This window comes from Clostridium sp. AF27-5AA (assembly GCF_003478415.1).
GTDB lineage: Bacteria > Bacillota > Clostridia > Lachnospirales > Lachnospiraceae > Otoolea > Otoolea fessa.
Window position 1 is genome coordinate 316,153 of record NZ_QUFH01000001.1, and the last position, 20,120, is coordinate 336,272.

Below are 20,120 nucleotides of genomic sequence, written 5' to 3' on the forward strand. Positions count from 1 at the left end.
CGATTTAGAATGCGAAGCATCGGCAAAATCCTGTTACTGGGCACACATGTGTGAGCTGTAACGAGCTATACCCCCGGATCCACCATCAGCTCGTCCCCATCCGCCGCCGAAGTAGCCAAAAAGTCACATCTCTCATTCTCCGGATGCCCATTATGCCCCTTCACCCAGAAAAACGAAATCTGATGGGGTTCCTTGGCAGCGAGCAGGCGCTTCCATAGATCTACATTCTTAACCTCCTCATTTTTGCCGCGTTTCCAGCCCTTTTTGATCCAACCCTCGATCCAGTGCTGGTTAAAAGCGTTGACGAGATACTGGGAATCTGAATAGAGTTCGATCTCGCAGGGGCGGTTGAGCGCCTCGAGACCGGCGATGGCTGCCATCAGCTCCATACGGTTGTTCGTAGTTCGTTTGTAGCCGCCGGAAATCTCTTTCGTGTGCAGTTTTCCTGCCGGATCTACATAGTGAATGACGGTTCCAAATCCGCCCGGACCATCTGGATTGCCGCGGGCGGCGCCGTCTGTGTATATAGTTACTTTCAAGTCAGAAATCTCCTTTATGTCTATTATTGAAGCTTAGCGGTCCCACTTATCGCAGAGCGAGTTGATCTGGTCGGCAAAACGTGCTAAATCTTTGTTCGCCCCGCCCTCGTTATGCATAACAACACGGCGCAGGCGGTCGCAGGCTGCCAGCAGGCGGGCAAATACACCAGCCGCTTTCTTCGTTGCTTCGTTCACTGCCGGTTTCTGAATCGGAATACCCTTCGTAACAGTCACGAAGCATCCCTCTTTCAGGTCGTAGGAACTGCCGGAGAACGGAGCCATCGCATTGATGCCGTAAGTTTCCTTGACCGTCTCTGCAAATGCATCGCACACTGTGTCATCGCCGTGTACCACGAAGACCTGGGACGGTTTTTCCATAAAACTGCCAACCCACTCCAAAAGCCCGGTCTCGTCCGCATGGCCGCTGATGCCCTCGATCTTCTCGATCCGTGCTTTGACCTCGATCGACTCACCGAACAGCTTCACTTCCTCGCGTCCCTCAATAATGCTGCGTCCCAGTGTGCCGACTGCCTGATAGCCAGCAAACAAAATCGTACACTCCGGTCTCCAGAGGTTGTGTTTCAGATGATGGCGGATACGGCCCGCATCACACATGCCGGCTGCCGAGATGATAACCTTCGGTTCCTCGTTGAAGTTGATTGCAACGGAATCGCTGCTGGTGATCGAGAGATGCAGACCCGGGAAAGAAATCGGATTGATGCCCTTTTTTACCAGCTCCTTCGTCTCTTCATTGTAGCAATCCATCATATTGTCCTTGAACACGCCGGTCGCTTCCACCGCCATCGGGCTGTCTAAGTAAACCGGAAATACGCCGTGCCCGGTTACAAGGTTCTTCTCCTTGATAATACGGATGTAATTCAACACTTCCTGCGTTCTGCCGACCGCAAATGCCGGGATCACGACATTGCCGCCCTTATCCAGCGTCTCCTGAATCACGCGGGCAAATTCTTCCACGTGATCGCCTGTATTCTTGTGGAACCGACCGCCGTAAGTACTCTCCATGACAACATAATCCGCCTGACGGATGTACTGCGGGCTGCGGATGAGCGGCTTGTTTTTGTTACCGATATCACCTGAAAATACAATCTTCTTGGAACAATCGTCTTCCTTCATCCAGATCTCGATCGAAGCCGAACCAAGCAGATGTCCCACATCGACAAACCGAATCTCCAGATTGTCATTCAGACGGATAATCTCATTGTAATTGCAGGGGACAAAGTGATGCAGTACCCCTTCTGCATCGTTCATCGTGTAAATCGGTGTCACCTCCGGTTTTCCGGCACGCATGGCTTTCCGGTTTTTCCACTCCGCTTCTGACTCCTGGATATGGGCGCAATCTTTCAGCATGATATCACACAGATCGCAGGTCGCGCGCGTCGCCATAATCTGTCCGCGGAATCCCCTCGCATAGATAAGTGGAAGCAATCCCACATGATCGATATGGGCGTGCGTCACCAACACATAGTCCACATCCGAATACGGAATCGGAAGTTCTGCATTTTCATACTTGTTGATCCCCTGTTCCATACCGCAGTCAATCAGAATATTCAGTCCGCTTGCCTCCAGGAAATGACAGCTGCCTGTAACCTCATGATCCGCACCGATAAATGTAAGCCTCATAAAATCAGCCCCCTGTTCTGTCGTTTATGTTTCCGCATACCCCTTGCGGAAAATGTTTTTGCTATTAGCTTCATTATAACTGATTTCTGACAATTTTGCAATTTCCCCGATAAAGTTTCGATAAAATTTTCATAAAATCACCTTATCTGTCCCACATTCCCATTCCAGACAACGCACCATTTTCCCAACAAGAGCCAGACCTATTCTATTATATAATAATACAGATCATCCCCCCATTGCTGTCATTGATGATTTTCTGCAGCGTATCCTGCAGCTTCACCTGGCAGTCCTCAGTGAGCTGGGAGATCTTGGCCTGAATCCCGTCATCGACGATCTGGGCGATTGATTTTCCAAAAATATTGGTTTCCCAGATGCCTTCCTCACCTTTTCCAGCATTCTCCCGGATGTATCGGATCAAATCCTCTGCCTGCTGTTCATTTCCCACAATCGGCGCGATCTCAGTCTCAATCTGCGCCTTGATGAGATTGATGGACGGCGCCTGCGCTTTCATTTTGACTCCATATTTATTGCCGTGGCGCACCACCTGCGGCTCATCGAGGACGATCTCCCCGCGTTCCGGCGTGACAACCCCATAGCCCTTCTTGCGCGCCTGCGTGAGCGCCACGGATGCCTTTTCATACTCGCTCTGCATCGACGCCAACCGCTTCAAGGTCTGCATCAGCTGGTACTCGCCCTCGATCGGCATTCCCACATACTCGCTGAGGATCTGATAATAATGCCCGTCGTCCAGCTCGACCACCGCCTGAACGCTGCCATCATCCATTTTCATTGATACAATCCGGATCCGGCGGATCGCTTCCCCGGTTTCCTCCGGCAGCGCCAACGCCACATCGCGCATATGTACCGTCCGATCCATCATCCCCCGGACTGCCTGTATGACCTCCGATTTAAGCCAATGGCTGTTTGGCAGAATCTCCAGCCATTTCGGAATCGAAAAATCGATCTCCGTGACCGGGAATTCCAGAAGCACCTGCCCCAGAATCTCCCGGATATCCTCGGCGCGCAGCTGTTCACAGTTGACTGGGAGCACCTGCACCTCGTATTTTTCGGTCATCCGGGCTGCCAGCGCCCGCGTCTCCTCCGAATACGGTTTCTGCGAGTTTAAAAGCACCAGAAACGGCTTTCCCAGTTTTTTCAGTTCCTGCACGGTCTTCTCTTCCGCCGGAACATAATTCTCCCGTTTCAACTCCCCGAAACTGCCGTCCGCCGTAACCACAAGCCCGATCGTCGAATGATCCGTGATGACCTTGCGCGTTCCCAGCTCGGCTGCCGCTGTAAATGGGATCTCCTCCTCATACCACGGCGTCCGCACCATGCGTTCTTTCTCGTTTTCAATATGACCGGCAGCGCCCTCCACCATGAAACCGACGCAGTCGATCAGGCGGACCCGCACCTCCACACCGTCCCCAAGCGAGAGCTTTGCCGCCTCTTTAGGGATAAATTTCGGTTCCGTTGTCATGATCGTTTTCCCCGCCGAAGACTGGGGAAGTTCATCCCGGGCACGCTCGCGGGCATGGACATCTTCCAGCCCCGGAAGGACGAGAAGTTCCATAAAGCGCTTAATAAAGGTCGATTTCCCTGTCCGAACCGGACCAACCACCCCAATATAGATCTCGCCGCCGGTTCGCGCCTGGATATCGCTGTATACATTAAAATGATCCATAAAAATACCCCCTTGGTCTGCTGATACAATGTATTCAGACCATAAGGGGGTTATGAATATTCCCATTTGGAAAGCTCCGGCTCACAGAACATTTTTATTCGCTCAGATAAGCCTTCTTCACTCTCTCATTATTCATCAGTTCTTTCGCATCACCGCTCAGAACGATATTGCCCGTCTCAAGCACATATGCTTTATTGGAAATGGAGAGCGCTTTTTTCGCATTCTGCTCGACCAGAAGAACGGTCACTCCGTCCTTGTTGATTTCCTGGATAATATCGAAAATCTCATTAACATAGAGTGGGGACAGACCCATCGACGGCTCGTCGAGGACGATCAGGCGCGGGTGGCTCATGAGGGCGCGTCCCATCGCAAGCATCTGCTGCTCGCCGCCGGACAAAGTTCCGGCAAGCTGGTTCTTGCGCTCTTTCAGACGCGGGAAACGCTTGTAAATCATTTCGATCGTATCTTCAATTTCCTTCTTGTCATTTCTCGTATACGCACCCATTTTCAGGTTCTGGAGAACCGTCAGGGAAGCGAACACACGGCGCCCCTCCGGCACGTGGGCGATTCCCATTGATACCAGCTTATAGCCCGGTACATGGGTAATATCCGTTCCCTCAAATGTGATATTGCCTGCCTTGGACGGCAGCAGACCCGTGATCGTGTGAAGCGTCGTCGTCTTTCCGGCTCCGTTGGCACCGATCAGCGCTACCACATCGCCCTGTTCTACCTCAAAGGAAATTCCCTTGAGTGCCTGTATCACACCATAATATACCTGTAAATCTTTTACTTCCAGCATTGACATACGAAACTTCCCCCTATTCTCCCAGATATGCTTTGATAACTTCTGGATTGCTGAGTACTTCGCTGGTCGGTCCCTCTGCCAGCATATGACCGAAGTTTAAGACCGTCAGGCGCTCGCAGATACCGGAGACCAGCTTCATATCATGCTCAATGAGAAGTACGGTCATATCAAAATGATCGCGCACGAAACGGATCGTCTTCATCAGCTCTGCCGTCTCATTCGGGTTCATGCCGGCTGCCGGCTCGTCAAGAAGCAGAAGCTTCGGCTCGGTCGCCAGCGCTCTGGCGATCTCCAGCTTTCTCTGCTTGCCGTATGGGAGGTTCGATGCCTTATAATCAAACTCTTTGTCGAGGTCAAACACCTTCAAAAGCTCCATCGCGCGCTCATCCATCTCTTTCTCAACCTTGTAATAGGACGGAAGACGCAGAATGCCGCTCAGCGTAGAATATTTATGATGGTTGTGAAGACCAACCTTTACATTGTCAAGCACGCTCAGCTCCTTGAACAGACGGATATTCTGGAAGGTTCTCGCGATGCCTGCCTGATTGATCTGGATTGCCTTGTGACCGGTAATGTCCTTTCCATCCAGCAGAATCCGTCCGCCATCCGGCTTGTACACGCCCGTCAAAAGGTTGAAAATAGTCGTTTTACCAGCGCCGTTCGGTCCAATCAGGCCGTAGAGCTGTCCTTTTTCTATCGTGATGCTGAAATCATCGACCGCTTTCAGACCGCCAAAAGAAATACTTAAATTTTTTACATCCAGCATTGCCATGATTTACGCCTCCCCTTCTGTCTTCTTTTTCCGGAATGATGAAAAGATGCGCCCGCGGACCTCGATCGCCTTCGGACTGGAGGTCAAAAGCATCATTACAATCAGGACGACCGCGTAAATCAGCATACGGTAATTATTGAGGCTTCGAAGCATCTCCGGAAGCAGGGTTAAGATAACCGCCGCGATCATGGAACCACGGATATTTCCGATGCCGCCCAGAACCACAAATACAAGGATCATAATGGACATATTATAACCGAAGCTTTTCGGGGTCGCTGCCAGCGTCGCCAGGTTGTGTGCGTACAGAACGCCTGCCACACCGGCTAAGGAAGCAGAGATGGTAAATGCCATCAGTTTGTATTTCGTGATATTGATACCCACAGACTCTGCCGCAATACGGTTGTCGCGGATCGCCATGATCGCACGGCCTGTCCGGGAATTGATGATATTCAATACAATAAACAGGGTCAGGAGTACCAGGATAATGCCGATCGTAAAGGTCGCCGTCTTCGGTGTACCTGTGATACCCTGTGCACCCTTGATGATCACCTGACCGTCCGCTGCCAGCTTTAAGGAAGCTACATCTTTCATGGAAACGTGGATTCCGTTTCCGTCGATGCCGACGTACAGAACATTGATAATATTTTTAACGATCTCACCGAATGCCAGCGTTACAATCGCCAGATAGTCTCCTTTCAGACGCAGAACCGGAATACCGATGAGGATACCAAATACCGCTGCTACCGCCGCACCGACAAAGAGCGCCAGAATGAAGCGTACCTGGTTGCTTGCGATCAGATTTTTCATGGCATGATTAAAAAATGCACCTGAAAACGCACCCGCACACATGAATCCGGCATGACCCAGGCTCAGCTCACCGAGGATACCAACCGTGAGGTTTAAGGAAACCGCCAAAATCGTATAGGTACAAAGTGGAACCAGAATACCCCTTAAAAGACTGTTTACATGGCCGCCTGCCATCATAATCTGAATCAGAATGTAACAGCCGATTACAATCGCATATGTGATCGCATTCTGAATCCGAATTTTATTTTTATATGCATTCATTTTAAACACCTGCACTTTCTCTTGCTTATTGCAGTTCATGCACCATCTTGTTTTCACACGGCACTTTCCGTTTCAAAAGTCCCCGGCATGAACCATCGTATAATTTTCTCTATTATACTTTCTCCGTCATCTTCTTGCCGAGAATACCGGTCGGGCGGACCAGAAGCACGATAATCAGGACAGAGAATACGATCGCGTCAGAAAGCTGGGAGGAAATATACGCCTTGGCAAGGTTTTCAATGATACCAAGCAGGATACCGCCGATAAATGCGCCCGGGATCGAACCGATACCGCCAAATACCGCTGCCACGAATGCCTTGATACCCGGCATGGAACCGGTGTACGGAGACAGGGACGGGTACGCCGAGCAGAGCAGCACGCCTGCTACTGCCGCCAGAGCGGAACCAATCGCAAAGGTTACGGAGATCGTGCGGTTTACATTGATACCCATCAAGGTTGCCGCACCGCGATCCTCAGAAACCGCCAGCATCGCCTGTCCCATTTTCGTCTTATTGATAAATGCCATCAGGGCAGCCATAATCACGATACAGCTTAAAATCGTCACGATCGTGACACTGGAGATCGAAAGCTTGCCGCCAGCCAGCTTTAATGCCGGTACAGTAATAACTGATGTAAACTGTCTCGCATTGGAACCAAAAATCAGAAGCGCCACGTTCTGGAGCAGATAACTGACACCGATCGCGGTGATCAGAACTGCCAGCGGGGACGCGTCACGCAACGGTCTGTATGCAACTCGCTCGATGGTAACGCCCAGCACTGTACACACAACCACCGAAGCCAGAATACCCACAACCGGAGAACCGCCCATCGTTGTGACAATCGTAAACACTGTGAAACCGCCTACCATGATGATATCGCCGTGTGCGAAGTTCAGCATACGCGCGATGCCATAAACCATGGTGTAGCCCAGTGCAATGATCGCATAGACACTTCCCAGACTGATGCCATTGATTAAATAAGAAAGAAAACTCATATGTATACACCTACCTCTTTGTTTCTACGTTTTCGCATTTCCCTGTACACGCATTTCGCTGCACATGTTTACCTGTGACCGAATTTAGCAGAACAAACATGACCGTCTCGCAGTCCGCAGAAAGCAAACACCCAGTCGTCGTCGCAGGCAAGCATGTGCAGTGAACCGTTTTAAAAAGAAAGCTGTTACTAAATGCCCGGCAGCCATCTGTGCCGCCGGACATCCAGTAACAGTCCCATCAGAGCTACATACATATAGCCGCAACGGTTCTGAAGTTTTTAAATTTTTAATTACTGCATCATCTCATATTTGCCGTCTTTGATCTCTACAGCTTTCGGCGCTTTCTGCGGCTCGCCTTCTGCCGTCCAGTGCATCTCTGTACCGGTCAGACCATCGATCTGGATCTCAGTCATAGCTGTTTTCAGTGCATCGCAGATATCGGAAGTGCTCATATCCGGTGTGATCTCTGCCTTCTCTGCAGCTGCCTTAATTGCATATACGCCGTCGTAAGCATCTGCTGCGAACTGAAGCGGGTCGATGCCGTAAGCATCACGATAAGCAGTTACGAAGTCCTGGCTGGACTCCTCGTCTACGGAGAACGGAGTCAGAAGCATCAGACCTTCTGCTAAGGACTTATCAAAGCCATCAACGCTCAGGATACCGTCCATACCATCACAGCCGAAGAACTGCGGGTGGAAATCTTTATCGTTTGCCTGTTTCAGGATAACAGATGCCTCCTGATAGTAGATCGGCAGGAATACCAGATCAGCGCCGGACTCTTTTGCTTTATCAAGCTGTACGGAGAAATCGGTATTGTTATCAGATGTAAATGCCTCACTGGCTACTACCTCCAGACCCTGATTCGGAGCCTCTGCTACGAAGGACTCGCGGATACCATCGGAGTATTCGCTGGAGCTGTCGTAGATGATAGCGATCTTAGTTGCCAGTTTGTGCTCGCCGATGTACTGAGCGGATGCACGTCCCTGATCCGGGTCAGAATAGCATACGCGGAATGCGTTGTCGCCGGAAATACTCTCAACAGCAGATCCGGACGGAGTCAGCTGGAACAGGTTATCTGCTGTTGTCTCTGCTACAACTGCGATACACGGCTTGGAAGTAACGGTGCCAAGAAGCATCTGCATGTTCCAGTCTTTTAAGGTATTATATGCGTTGATCGCCTTCTCCGGATCATTCTCATCATCCTGGAAGTTGAACGCTACCTGGTAACCATTGATACCGCCAGCCTCGTTGATCTCATTGATTGCCAGCTCAGTACCATTCTTTACAGCCTCGCCGTAAGCGCCAGCCGCACCGGTGATCGGTCCGATGCCGCCGATTTTAAATACTTCGCCGTCAGCTCCCTCTGCGCCCTGTGCGTCTTCTGCTGCTGATTCAGAAGTGCTCGCATTTCCAGAGCCACCGCAAGCGGTCATAGACATCGCCATCATGGCTGCAAGTCCAAGACTAACTACTCTTTTTTTCATAATATTCTCCTCCAATTCTATGCTGCAATGGAATACAACAACTATTTGAATGAGGCAATTATAAATTTTACCCCTCTAATTGTCAATACAAAAACCACTTAAAAAAGAGGGAATTTAGCGGATTTTCGTTTTTTTTCGCTAAATTCTCTCTTTTCCAGATCTCGTAGTTATATTAAGTATTCTTACAGGTTATAGCAAACACTTTTATAAGCTTTTGTCCACCTGACGTGGACACCTGCATTTTCCAGAAAAACATAGTAGATCTCATTGCTATTTTCCCGAATTTAATCACTCAAATTCAGAAAAACGGCTACCGCCTGAATTATCCTTCCCACGGAAGATCGCTCGATTCGATCCGCGGATCGCGCATCATCAGATCCGCCAGCGCCTCTTTCGGAGATTTTCCGTCAAACAGCACCTGATTGACCTGGGAAACGATCGGCATATCGCAGCCGTATTTCTGCGCCAGCAGAAGACCGGCTTTCGCAGAATAAACGCCCTCGACAACCATCTGCACTTCCTTCATCGCCTCATCCATCGTATATCCCTTTCCAATCAGGATCCCCGCCCGGCGGTTGCGGCTGTGCATGCTCGCACAGGTTACGATCAAATCACCGATGCCGGATAATCCGTAGAAGGTCTGCTGTTTTCCGCCCATTGCAATACCCAGACGGGCAATCTCCGCAATTCCGCGGGTGATCAGCGCCGCCTTTGTGTTATCGCCGCATCCCAACCCATCCGCGGTACCGGCTGCCAGCGCAATGACATTTTTAAGAGCCGCGCCAATTTCCACGCCCAGCATATCCGGGCTGGTGTAAACACGGAACACCGGGCTCATAAACACACTCTGCATGAACTCGGCAGTCTTTTTGCGGTGCGCCGCTGCCACACAGGTGGTCGGCAATCCCCGGCTCACCTCCTCGGCATGGCTCGGTCCGGAAAGGACGGCTACCTCCGCCAGCGGAAGTTCCTCCTCGATGACCTGTGACATCGTCATAAGACTCTGCTCCTCGATTCCTTTCGCTACATCCACAACAATCTGACCGTAACGCAGGTATTCCTTCATCTTCGCCGCCGTACTGCGGACATAGACGGACGGAACCGCCATAATCAGCATATCCTTCTCCGCCATCGCGGTGCGCAGATCCGCTGTCATCTGGATCTGATCCGGAAGTACAACCTCCGGCAGATTTTTGTGCCGTCTGGTGCGGCTCATTTCCTGGATCTCTGTATCAAATGCGGACCAGATTGTCACATCGTGTCCATTATTGTTCAGAAGCACCGCCAGGGCTGTGCCCCAGGTTCCGGCTCCGATAATTCCTACTGCTGCCATCCTGATACCTCCCGACCTGCTTTTCTCTCTTCTTCTCTCATGATTTCTTCGCGCCCAGTTTATTTTCTGTGCCGGACAACAGACGCCCAATATTGCTCCGATGGCGCCAGATCGCCATGCACATCAGAATCGCGCCCAGTGCATAGAACTGGATGCGGTTCGGCGTGCTTACCCGGTAGGAACCCATGCTCTCAAAGATCACAAGCTCTGCAAAAAAGGTGATCGACACAAGAATCGAACCAAGCGATACATAGCGGGTCAGGAACACCGTCACGGAGAAAATCACGAAACAGGTCAGCGTAATCCGCAGATCCATCGCTGTCATGATGCCCGCCATGCAGGCAATTCCCTTGCCGCCCTTGAATTTCAGGTAAAACGGGAAATTGTGACCGAGTGTGACTCCCAGACCCGCATACAACGCAAGAAGATCCACGTCCGCATTTCCCTTAAACAGCAGACGGCAGACTGCCATTGCAAACACCGCCTTGAAAAAGTCCCCTAAAAATACGATCGCGCCCGCTTTCTTTCCCATCACACGCAGGACGTTCGTAGAACCGGCATTTCCGCTGCCGTACTGGCGGATATCCATATGATTCGCCTTTCCATACAGATAGCCGGACTGGATCAGACCAAAGATATAGCCAATCACAATACAGATGAGACGTTCCATTATTGATCCTTCCCCTTTCTCTCGCGGATCAGGAATTTTAAGGAAGTTCCCTTGAATCCGAATGCGTCACGGATCTTGTTCTCGAGATACCGTGTATATGAGAAATGCATCAGTTCCTTATCATTGACAAACACAACGAATGTCGGCGGTTTGACCGCTACCTGTGTCATATAGTAGAGCTTTAAACGCTTGCCCTTGTCAGACGGCGGCTGCTGCAGTGCCACTGCCTCTGCCAGGATCTCATTGAGAACGCCGGTTGCAATACGCAGTGTCTGATTTTCGCGCACCATGTCGATCATCTCAAACAGCTTATTCATACGCTGTCCGGTCAGTGCGGATACGAACACGAACTCCGCATACGGAATAAAGGACAGAACGGTCTTAATCTTATTGGTGTACTCATAAATAGTCTTATCGGTCTTATCGATCGCATCCCATTTATTTACCACGATGATAATACCTTTTCCACGCTCATGGGCGATACCGGCAATCTTTGCATCCTGCTCGGTTACTCCCTCTTTCGCGTCGATGACCATCAGAACCACATCCGCTCTCTCAACCGCCGTTACGGTACGGATGATGCTGTAGCGCTCCAGCTCCTCCTTGATCTTGCTCTTGCGGCGCAGACCTGCCGTATCGATAAAGACATACTCGGTACCGTTGCGGACAATCTCTGTATCGACTGCATCGCGGGTCGTACCGGCGATATCCGATACGATGACGCGGTTCTCGCCCAGAAGCTTATTTATAATAGAAGATTTACCTACGTTTGGTTTTCCGACAATCGCCACTCTCGGACGGTCATCCTCTTCCTCGTCGCCGCTTCCCTCCGGGAAATGTGCCACGACTGCATCCAGCAGATCGCCCAATCCCAGACGAGAGGCTGCCGAGATCGCTACCGGATCACCGATACCGAGGTTGTAGAACTCATAGACGTCATTGCCAAATTTCGCCGGATTGTCTACTTTATTGACCGCCAGAACAACCGGTTTTCTCGATTTACGCAGCATATCCGCCACCTTGGAATCCGAATCGGTCATGCCCTGACGCACATCTACGATAAACAGGATCACATCCGCCGTCGCGATCGCGATCTCCGCCTGCTCACGCATCTGGGACAGGATAATATCCTTCGTATCCGGCTCGATACCGCCAGTATCGATCAGAGTAAAAGAATGGTCTAACCAGGTACAGTCCGCGTAAATACGGTCACGCGTTACACCTGGAGTATCTTTTACAATCGAAATCATATCGCCCGCAAGGACGTTGAAAAGGGTGGATTTTCCCACGTTTGGACGTCCAACGACCGCCACCACCGGTTTCTTTTTCATATTTATGCCTCCATTTATTTTCATGCTCCGCAACTGGTTTGTAAATCCACAACTGCTATTTTTATTGTCCAGTTACTTGTTTCATTCATTGTGATGCATTTCACATCCAGACGCTTTCTTTCTGTGTGTCCGAAAGCACGTTTTCCACTGTATTTCCAGCCATCACGTTTCTTTCTCATCCTCCAGATCTAAGTCTTCCTCTTCAAAACAAACGACTTCGTCCGGGGCATCCTAATCCAGGTCTTCCGGCTCATATGCGTACACCTGTACGCCATCCAGATCTTCTTCCTGCCAGTTATCATCCATCTGAGCGGCAAATTCCTCCGGATCCGGCTCATACTCGCCATGCCTGGAGCTTTCCTCCTTCACAGGAGCCAGAATTGCTTCCACAAAATCACGTCCGCTTGATTTTACAATATCCACCGGAACTTGTAAAGCATTTTGTACATCCGTGCGGGTCAGATCATCCAGAAATGTCTCCTCGCCACTTCGGAACATGGCGCTTGGAAGCAGCAGGCGGCTGCCAAGCGGCTGTTCCTTTAACTGTGCAATCAGATCCTTTGCCGTGATCAGCCCCGCCACCGTGATCCGCTCACCAAAGAAGTCATTGCGGATCGCATATACATGTACCTTTTTCCCCGGGAACTGGCGGCACACGCGCTCTACATACTGCTCAATATACGGGGCAGCCAGCCGTCCCGTTGCAATCGAAATCTCCTCCGGACACACCTCGCCAGCCTCGCCCGGATGCAGCTGCTCCAGAGCCTCGGCTATCTCCTCCTCCATCAGGCGAATCATGCCGACCCCATTTTCCAGCTGGATATAGCCATCATAGCGATCCGCTTCCGGAAGCGGGCGCCCGGCGCCCATGTAAAACTCATCGCTGGCGTGAATGAAGTGAATACCGTGTTCCGCATAGATCTTCTTCTGCCATTTCTCTATCAAATCAATGGTATCGCCCAACTGCTCCGGTGTAAACGGCTCAAGCGGATACAGACCATCGCGGTACTTCGAGAGACCGACCGGCACGACCGAAACACTCTGCATCGCCGGAATGTATTTCGTCAGATCACGGATCGAACGGTCTAACTCCGCCCCGTCATTGACGCCCCGGCATAAAACGATCTGACCATTCATCGGGATATCCGCCTCATACAGGCGGTCGATTTTCTGGAGTGCCTCACCGGCAAAACGGTTATGAAGCATCTTGCAGCGCAGCTCCGGATTTGTCGTCTGCACTGAAATATTGATCGGCGCCAGCTTAAACCGGATAATCCGCTCAATATCCTTATCCTTCATATTCGTCAGCGTGATATAGTTGCCCTGCAGGAACGAAAGTCTGGAATCATCGTCCTTAAAATACAGTGTCTCACGCATGCCTGGCGGCATCTGGTCGATGAAACAGAAGATGCACTTATTCCTGCAGGAACGATAATCGCTCATCAGACCATTTTCAAAGGTAATCCCCAGATCCTGATACTCATTTACGATATCCAGTTCCCACTCCTCGCCGTTCTTCTTGCGGACCAGCAGCGTGATCTCCTCGCTGTTTATCTTATATTCATAATCAAAAATATCCTCTATCTCATCTCCATCGATCGTCAAAAGGACGTCCCCCGGCTCCAGCTCCATTTCCTCCGCAATCGAGCCCGGATCGACCGATTTTATCAGATGACCTTTTTTCATTTATAAAATCCTCATTTCAAATATTTTTAAACCCTAAGAATCCAGTATTATATTAACAGTAATCAGCTTTTTTGTAAAGTTGTGCTTCCGATTCGCAGATGTGGATTTTTGGGGAAGCACGCCAAATATTTGATTTTTTTTGTAATTTTCTCATTTGCTATTGACGTTTCTTATCATAAAATGGTATAAAGTAGTTGTATTATGTCCTGCAAATGGCAGACAAACTTGTACGCTCTGCCCGCATGCATCGAAGGACCTACACTGTTTGGAGGTATAATCATGTCGAATGACTACGTGTTTAATGACACGCTTCCGGTTGCGCCGCTTAAAATTGCCGCACTGGAGAGCTGCCGGGATCTGGCTGAGAAAGTCAACTCCCACATTATCAATTTCCGCCGCAACGATATTGAAGTCCTGAAAAAACGTCAGGAAAATTTACAGTACCGCGGCTATGATGCTGATTCCTACATGCTTGACTGCGCGTGCCCGCGTTTCGGAAGCGGTGAAGCAAAAGGCATCGTCAATGAGTCTGTCCGTGGTACCGATATTTACGCCATGGTCGATGTAACCAACTACAGCCTGACCTACAAAATGAGCGGATTTACCAATCATATGTCCCCGGACGACCATTATCAGGATTTAAAACGTATCATCGGCGCATCCATTGCTACCGCACATCGTGTCAATGTTATCATGCCGTTCTTATATGAAGGACGCCAGCACAAGCGCAGCGGTCGTGAATCCCTTGACTGCGCGATGATGCTCGAAGAACTGATTCAGATGGGCGTAAGCAACATCATTACCTTCGATGCACATGACCCGCGTGTACAGAACTCCATTCCGTTAAGCGGTTTTGATAATTTCATGCCGACCTACCAGTTTATCAAGGCATTACTGAACCATGACAAAACCTTAAAGATCGACAAGGACAACCTAATGGTTATCAGCCCGGACGAGGGCGCTATGTCCCGCGCCGTATATCTGGCAAACAACCTGGGTGTTGACATGGGTATGTTCTACAAACGCCGCGATTACTCCCGTGTTGTCAATGGACGTAACCCGATCGTTGCCCATGAGTTCTTAGGTTCTTCCGTTGAAGGAAAGACCGTTCTCATCATCGATGACATGATCTCCTCCGGCGAGAGCATGCTGGACACCTGCCGCGCCCTCAAAGAGCGCAAGGCAAAACGCGTCGTTGTATGCGCTACCTTCGGTCTGTTCACCAACGGACTTGAGAAATTCGACGAATTTTTCGCAAAAGGTTACCTCGACTGCGTCGTAACCACCAACTTAAACTACCACACGCCGGAACTTCTTAAACGTGACTGGTATGTAGAAGCTGATATGAGCAAGTTTATCGCTGCAATCATCAACTCCCTGAACCATAACGTATCTCTGGAGAACGCACTGACACCGACGGCGAAGATCCAGAAGCTGATTAAGCGGTATAACGAGGGACAGATGTAATGAGAATTGACGGCTGATAAACGGCTGGAAATTTCAAAAAACTCCTGCATACACAGATGAATGTTCATTCTGTGTATGCAGGAGCTTTTTCTAATTAATCTACTCAAACCGCGATTTGCAATTCAATCCATCCCCATCACAAATTCACCTTCTCCCATCCTCTCTCTAAATACCCATTCATCTTCCGTTTCAGCTCCTGATTCTCCTCCGCCTCCAACAGCGGATCTTTATCCATTAATCTCTTCACTTCATCCGAAACTGCCTTCAATATATCTGCATCTGCAAATATATCTGCTAAATGGAATTCGAGATCACCGCTCTGGCGGACGCCAAATAGGTCGCCGGGACCGCGCAGTTTTAAGTCTTCGGAGGCGATGTAGAAGCCGTCATTTGACTTATTGAGAATATCCAGCCGCTTTCCGGCGTCTTCCTCGCCGGAGGCGTTGACCATGATGCAGTAGGACTGATCTTTTCCTCGACCGACACGGCCGCGGAGCTGATGGAGCTGCGCCAGACCGAAACGCTCGGCATTTTCGATCATCATAACGGTAGCATTCGGGACATTGATTCCGACCTCGATGACCGTGGTGGATACCAGCACATGAATCTCATTTGCCGCAAATGCTTCCATGATCGCATTTTTTTCTTTTCCCTTCATCTTTCCGTGCAGATATTCCACCCGGATCGACGGGGACAGGGCGCGGCGCAGCTCTTCGGTATAATCGATGACGTTCTCTGCCTCCAGCATCTCGCTCGGCTCGACCATCGGGCAGATGACGTATGCCTGACGGCCGGCGCGGACTTCATTTTCGATGAAACGGTAGGCATTCGGGCGAAATTCACGGTTCACGACACAGTTCTTGATCTGCTGCCGGTTTGCCGGAAGTTCATCGATGATGGAAATATCAAGATCCCCATATAAAATAATCGCCAGCGTCCGCGGGATCGGCGTCGCACTCATGACAAGCACATGCGGCTCGCCGCCTTTTTTGCTCAGCATTTCCCGCTGTACCACTCCAAAACGGTGCTGTTCATCCGTGATTACCAATGCCAGATTGTCGTACACCACTTTTTCCTGAATCAGCGCGTGGGTTCCAATCACGATATCTGCCTCATGATTTTCAATCGACTCTCTGGCATGCCGTTTTTCCTTCGCTGTCATCGAACCGGTCAGAAGCACCGGACGATATGTGATTCCCAGCGACGCAAACAATTCGGTCATCGACTCGTAATGCTGGCGCGCCAGTACCTCTGTCGGCACCATCAGCGCCCCCTGATATCCATTTGCCGCCGCCTGCAGCAACGCCAGAATCGCCACAATCGTCTTACCCGAACCAACGTCGCCCTGAATCAATCGGGTCATGATATGCCCGCCGGACAAATCGGCGTACACCTCCCGGATTACCTTTTTCTGTGCCCCGGTCAGAGCATATGGGAGGCGCTCTTCCACCGACGCCATTTCCCCAGAAAACGTAAATGGATATGCGCTCTTTTTATCTTCTTTTTTGTCTTTGAGCAGGCGCACCGACATCAGGAACATGAAAAATTCATCAAACACAAGACGTTTCCGGGAAAACATCAGTTCTTCCCGGTTTGCCGGAAAATGGATGTGCTCCAGCGCATAGTTGATTTCCGCCAATCCGTACTTTTCCCGCAGACCAGCCGGCAGATATTCCCGTTCCATCTGGCGCATCGTGAGGGCTTCCGTGACTGCCTTTGCGATCGTCTTATTGCCAAGTCCCTTCGTCTGTCCGTAAACCGGCTGCATAGACGACACGACTTTCGCATACTGTTCCGGGCGGTAGATCTCCGGCTGCTCCATCGTAAGTCTTCCCCGTTTTTTTACCACACGACCACGGAAAATAAAGCGTTCCCCCGCCTTGAGCGTCCCGCGCAGATAGGGCATATTGTACCATGCCAGCGCCAGTGTGCCTCCGCTGTCCCGCAATCCAGCCGTCGTAACCTGCAGGCGCGCTCCATACCGCACCACATCCGCCGTTTTTGCCAGGATTCCGCCGACTGCCGCGATCGTATCTTCCTTCAGTTCCGCGATCGGCTGCGGTTCCTTAAACTCGTCATAAGCACGCGGATAATAATGGAGCAGTTCTTCCACCGTTTCCACGCCTATTTTTTGAAATAGCTTTGCCGTCTTTTCACCGATGCCCTTGACAGCGGTTATATTCTGCTGTTCCATTTATCTCCTCCTGCTTTTCAGAATATTCTCCGGAAAATCAGCCACGCGGACAGTTACCGGACAAAAAATCCGGGAATACATTGGAATGAAAGAGAGGCAGGACGCAGGGATCTCTCCCCTGACCTGCCTCATTTCATACTTATGAATTATTTTGTTTTATACGTCAAATGTTTTATCTGCGCTATCACATAGAAAATTCATTTTCTCGTTATCTGCATTTTCTCAGCCAATAGTGCAGATTCATTTAACGCATTTCAATCACTTTAAACGACCTAAATCTACTCTACCGAAATCATATAATAGTAAATCGGCTGCCCGCCATTCTGGCATTCAAATTCGCAGGATGTAAATTCTTTGCGGGCTTTCTCACAGAATGCCTCTGCGTCCTCTTCCGTGACATCCTCACCATAATAGATCGTCACAAGCTCAGACTCATCATCTACCATCTTACGAAGTGACTCCATCGCGGTCTCCTCGATATTCTTGCCAACTGCCAGCATGCCGCTGTCGCCGATCCCCATGATATCGCCCTCTGCGATCTCCATACCATCGATCGATGTATTGCGGACTGCGTAGGTAATCTGACCGGTCTTAACGTGGCTCATCTCCTCGGTCATCTGTTCCATATTTTCTTCCGCCGTCAGATCCGGAGCAAAATTAATCAGCGCCGTGATACCCTGCGGAACCGTCTTGGACGGAACTACATATACCTTGGTATCTTCTGACAGGCTCTTTGCCTGCTCTGCCGCCAGAATAATATTTTTATTGTTCGGCAGAATGTAAACTGTCTCGGCATGGACTTTTTCGATTGCTTCCAGCATATCCTCCGTACTCGGATTCATCGTTTGTCCGCCCTCGATGATATAGTCAGCGCCGATACCCTTGAAAATCTCAGAAAGACCTTCTCCGACCGATACGGCGATAAATCCATATTTCTTGCGTGGTTCTTCCTTCTTCTCTTTGGCTTCCTCTTCTGCCTTCTGCTGTGCCGCCAGACGTTCGGAATCTTTGATCAGTTTCTCCTGATGTTCCTCACGCATATTGTCAATCTTGATGCGGGACAGGGAACCGTAGGTCAGTGCTTTCTGAATCGCCAGACCTGGATCGTTTGTATGAACGTGAATCTTGACAATATCATCATCTGCCACAACTACCAGGGAGTCGCCGATCGTGCTCAGATAATCTTTCAGTTCCTGCTCTGTCGTCTCATCCGCCGGTTTTTCTGCATTGATAATAAATTCCGTACAATAACCAAAACGGATATCCGCTGCCTGCGTGCTTCCGGCGCCTGTTGCTGTTTTTGCCGCTCCATTTCCCGATACAGACGGAGTAACTGCCGCGTCGATATCCACGACTTTTCCTTTTAAGCCCTCAATACAGCCCTTGATAACCTGAATCAGACCCTGTCCGCCAGAATCCACTACACCTGCCTCTTTCAAAACCGGAAGCATCTCCGGTGTCTGGCTTAAAACATATTCGCCGTACTCCAATACTTTCTCTGAAAATTCAAGTACGTCCTCGGTCTGCGGTGCCAGTTCTGCCGCTTTATCCGCCATTCCCTTGGCAACAGTCAGAATCGTACCTTCCTTCGGCTTCATAACTGCCTTATAAGCTGTCTCCGTCGCACGGTTAAATGCGTCTGAGAGAACACTCGTCGTAATGACATCTACCGTCTTAATCTCTTTCGTAAATCCGCGGAAGAGCTGTGAAAGGATAACGCCGGAATTGCCTCGTGCGCCACGCAGGGAACCGGAGGAAATCGCCCTCGCCAGCGCCTCCATCGTCGGATTTTCAACGGCTGCCACTTCTCTGGCGGCTGACAGAATCGTCATCGTCATGTTCGTACCGGTATCTCCATCTGGAACAGGAAATACGTTCAGCTCATTGATCCATTCCTTGTTGGCCTCCAGGCCCTTTGCTCCAGCCAGAAATGCATTCTTTAACATCCCGGCATCTATATAATTCATGCCCACAGGGTTTGTTCCTCCTTAATCTATCACTCTTACGCCTTCAACATAAATGCTGATTTTCTCAACCTTCATGCCAGTAAACTCTTCTACTTTATATTTTACACTCTCGATCAGGTTGTCCGCAACGGTAGAGATGCTGACCCCGTATGCCACGATTACGTGGAAATCGATGCTGAGTGCATTGTCCTTGATGGCTACGTTGATGCCGTGTGTCAGGCTTTCTCTTTTAAGCAGTCTTACCAGACCATCTTTCATACTGACAGCCGCCATGCCAACGATACCGAAGCATTCTACTGCTGTCGTTCCGGCGTACATTGCAATTACTTCCGGATCGATCTGGATCGAACCCATTTTATTGTCGATGCGTCCTTTCATATTGACAGCCTCCGTTTCTTTACTTGTTTTTGTTTGATTCGAATTTTATGCCATGATTTTTTACGGGCTGGACATGCGGAGCCGGGGCGGCTCCTGTGTCGGCGCGT

General features: G+C 50.1%; 16 protein-coding genes. 1 reads left to right on the forward strand and 15 read right to left on the reverse strand.

Annotated elements, in window-relative coordinates:
• Window positions 1–65: 65 nt before the first annotated feature.
• The 12 genes from rnhA to DWY89_RS01585 all read right to left on the reverse strand — a co-directional run bounded on the left by rnhA (window position 66) and on the right by DWY89_RS01585 (window position 14,007).
• Window positions 66–539 carry a ribonuclease HI gene (gene rnhA / locus DWY89_RS01530; protein WP_022359619.1) on the reverse strand — a complete coding sequence of 158 codons (474 nt, stop codon included), beginning with the start codon at window positions 537–539 and terminating at the stop codon, window positions 66–68.
• 33 nt (window positions 540–572) lie between these two features.
• On the reverse strand, window positions 573–2,180 hold the full coding sequence (locus tag DWY89_RS01535) for an MBL fold metallo-hydrolase (protein ID WP_106999831.1): 1,608 nt from the start codon (window positions 2,178–2,180) through the stop codon (window positions 573–575).
• A 208-nt stretch (window positions 2,181–2,388) separates the two neighbouring features.
• Window positions 2,389–3,864 (reverse strand): stage IV sporulation protein A, encoded by a 1,476-nt coding sequence (spoIVA, locus tag DWY89_RS01540; protein ID WP_106999830.1) that lies wholly within the window; start codon window positions 3,862–3,864, stop codon window positions 2,389–2,391.
• A gap of 94 nt (window positions 3,865–3,958) precedes the next feature.
• Window positions 3,959–4,669, reverse strand: coding sequence for an ABC transporter ATP-binding protein (locus DWY89_RS01545; RefSeq protein WP_022359704.1), 711 nt, complete (start codon window positions 4,667–4,669; stop codon window positions 3,959–3,961).
• Between the two features lie 13 nt (window positions 4,670–4,682).
• A complete protein-coding gene (locus tag DWY89_RS01550) occupies window positions 4,683–5,441 on the reverse strand; it encodes an ABC transporter ATP-binding protein (protein WP_022359705.1) in 759 nt (252 codons plus the stop codon).
• A 3-nt stretch (window positions 5,442–5,444) separates the two neighbouring features.
• Window positions 5,445–6,509 carry a branched-chain amino acid ABC transporter permease gene (locus DWY89_RS01555; RefSeq protein ID WP_118523335.1) on the reverse strand — a complete coding sequence of 355 codons (1,065 nt, stop codon included), beginning with the start codon at window positions 6,507–6,509 and terminating at the stop codon, window positions 5,445–5,447.
• Window positions 6,510–6,621: 112 nt separating this feature from the next.
• On the reverse strand, window positions 6,622–7,503 hold the full coding sequence (locus DWY89_RS01560; protein WP_117795313.1) for a branched-chain amino acid ABC transporter permease: 882 nt from the start codon (window positions 7,501–7,503) through the stop codon (window positions 6,622–6,624).
• A gap of 290 nt (window positions 7,504–7,793) precedes the next feature.
• Window positions 7,794–8,987 carry an ABC transporter substrate-binding protein gene (locus tag DWY89_RS01565; protein WP_118467631.1) on the reverse strand — a complete coding sequence of 398 codons (1,194 nt, stop codon included), beginning with the start codon at window positions 8,985–8,987 and terminating at the stop codon, window positions 7,794–7,796.
• A 322-nt stretch (window positions 8,988–9,309) separates the two neighbouring features.
• The gene (locus DWY89_RS01570) at window positions 9,310–10,320 is read right to left on the reverse strand and encodes an NAD(P)H-dependent glycerol-3-phosphate dehydrogenase (RefSeq protein WP_118467629.1); all 1,011 of its coding nucleotides are present in this window, start codon (window positions 10,318–10,320) and stop codon (window positions 9,310–9,312) included.
• Window positions 10,321–10,357: 37 nt separating this feature from the next.
• A complete protein-coding gene (gene plsY, locus DWY89_RS01575; RefSeq protein WP_022359710.1) occupies window positions 10,358–10,990 on the reverse strand; it encodes a glycerol-3-phosphate 1-O-acyltransferase PlsY in 633 nt (210 codons plus the stop codon).
• The gene (gene der, locus DWY89_RS01580; protein WP_118293679.1) at window positions 10,990–12,321 is read right to left on the reverse strand and encodes a ribosome biogenesis GTPase Der; all 1,332 of its coding nucleotides are present in this window, start codon (window positions 12,319–12,321) and stop codon (window positions 10,990–10,992) included. The genes plsY and der overlap by 1 nt, the downstream gene beginning before the upstream one ends.
• A gap of 231 nt (window positions 12,322–12,552) precedes the next feature.
• On the reverse strand, window positions 12,553–14,007 hold the full coding sequence (locus tag DWY89_RS01585; protein WP_118467626.1) for a DUF512 domain-containing protein: 1,455 nt from the start codon (window positions 14,005–14,007) through the stop codon (window positions 12,553–12,555).
• A gap of 279 nt (window positions 14,008–14,286) precedes the next feature.
• Between DWY89_RS01585 and DWY89_RS01590 the strand changes: the two genes are divergently transcribed.
• Window positions 14,287–15,474, forward strand: coding sequence for a ribose-phosphate pyrophosphokinase (locus DWY89_RS01590; RefSeq protein WP_022359714.1), 1,188 nt, complete (start codon window positions 14,287–14,289; stop codon window positions 15,472–15,474).
• Window positions 15,475–15,610: 136 nt separating this feature from the next.
• Here the strand turns inward: DWY89_RS01590 and recG are convergent, their stop codons facing one another.
• The 3 genes from recG to DWY89_RS01605 all read right to left on the reverse strand — a co-directional run bounded on the left by recG (window position 15,611) and on the right by DWY89_RS01605 (window position 20,013).
• Window positions 15,611–17,668 (reverse strand): ATP-dependent DNA helicase RecG, encoded by a 2,058-nt coding sequence (gene recG / locus DWY89_RS01595; RefSeq protein ID WP_118524300.1) that lies wholly within the window; start codon window positions 17,666–17,668, stop codon window positions 15,611–15,613.
• Window positions 17,669–17,946: 278 nt separating this feature from the next.
• Window positions 17,947–19,641, reverse strand: coding sequence for a DAK2 domain-containing protein (locus DWY89_RS01600; RefSeq protein ID WP_118491344.1), 1,695 nt, complete (start codon window positions 19,639–19,641; stop codon window positions 17,947–17,949).
• A 15-nt stretch (window positions 19,642–19,656) separates the two neighbouring features.
• Window positions 19,657–20,013, reverse strand: a complete 357-nt coding sequence (locus DWY89_RS01605; RefSeq protein ID WP_022359718.1) for an Asp23/Gls24 family envelope stress response protein — start codon at window positions 20,011–20,013, stop codon at window positions 19,657–19,659.
• Window positions 20,014–20,120: the final 107 nt, after the last annotated feature.

Coding starts and splice junctions, on each gene's coding strand:
- DWY89_RS01535 (WP_106999831.1), bottom strand. CDS start 2,180: ATGAGGCTTACATTTATCGGTGCGGATCATGAGGTTACAGGCAGCTGT.
- spoIVA (WP_106999830.1), bottom strand. CDS start 3,864: ATGGATCATTTTAATGTATACAGCGATATCCAGGCGCGAACCGGCGGC.
- DWY89_RS01545 (WP_022359704.1), bottom strand. CDS start 4,669: ATGTCAATGCTGGAAGTAAAAGATTTACAGGTATATTATGGTGTGATA.
- DWY89_RS01550 (WP_022359705.1), bottom strand. CDS start 5,441: ATGGCAATGCTGGATGTAAAAAATTTAAGTATTTCTTTTGGCGGTCTG.
- DWY89_RS01555 (WP_118523335.1), bottom strand. CDS start 6,509: ATGAATGCATATAAAAATAAAATTCGGATTCAGAATGCGATCACATAT.
- DWY89_RS01560 (WP_117795313.1), bottom strand. CDS start 7,503: ATGAGTTTTCTTTCTTATTTAATCAATGGCATCAGTCTGGGAAGTGTC.
- DWY89_RS01565 (WP_118467631.1), bottom strand. CDS start 8,987: ATGAAAAAAAGAGTAGTTAGTCTTGGACTTGCAGCCATGATGGCGATG.
- DWY89_RS01570 (WP_118467629.1), bottom strand. CDS start 10,320: ATGGCAGCAGTAGGAATTATCGGAGCCGGAACCTGGGGCACAGCCCTG.
- plsY (WP_022359710.1), bottom strand. CDS start 10,990: ATGGAACGTCTCATCTGTATTGTGATTGGCTATATCTTTGGTCTGATC.
- der (WP_118293679.1), bottom strand. CDS start 12,321: ATGAAAAAGAAACCGGTGGTGGCGGTCGTTGGACGTCCAAACGTGGGA.
- DWY89_RS01585 (WP_118467626.1), bottom strand. CDS start 14,007: ATGAAAAAAGGTCATCTGATAAAATCGGTCGATCCGGGCTCGATTGCG.
- DWY89_RS01590 (WP_022359714.1), top strand. CDS start 14,287: ATGTCGAATGACTACGTGTTTAATGACACGCTTCCGGTTGCGCCGCTT.
- recG (WP_118524300.1), bottom strand. CDS start 17,668: ATGGAACAGCAGAATATAACCGCTGTCAAGGGCATCGGTGAAAAGACG.
- DWY89_RS01605 (WP_022359718.1), bottom strand. CDS start 20,013: ATGAAAGGACGCATCGACAATAAAATGGGTTCGATCCAGATCGATCCG.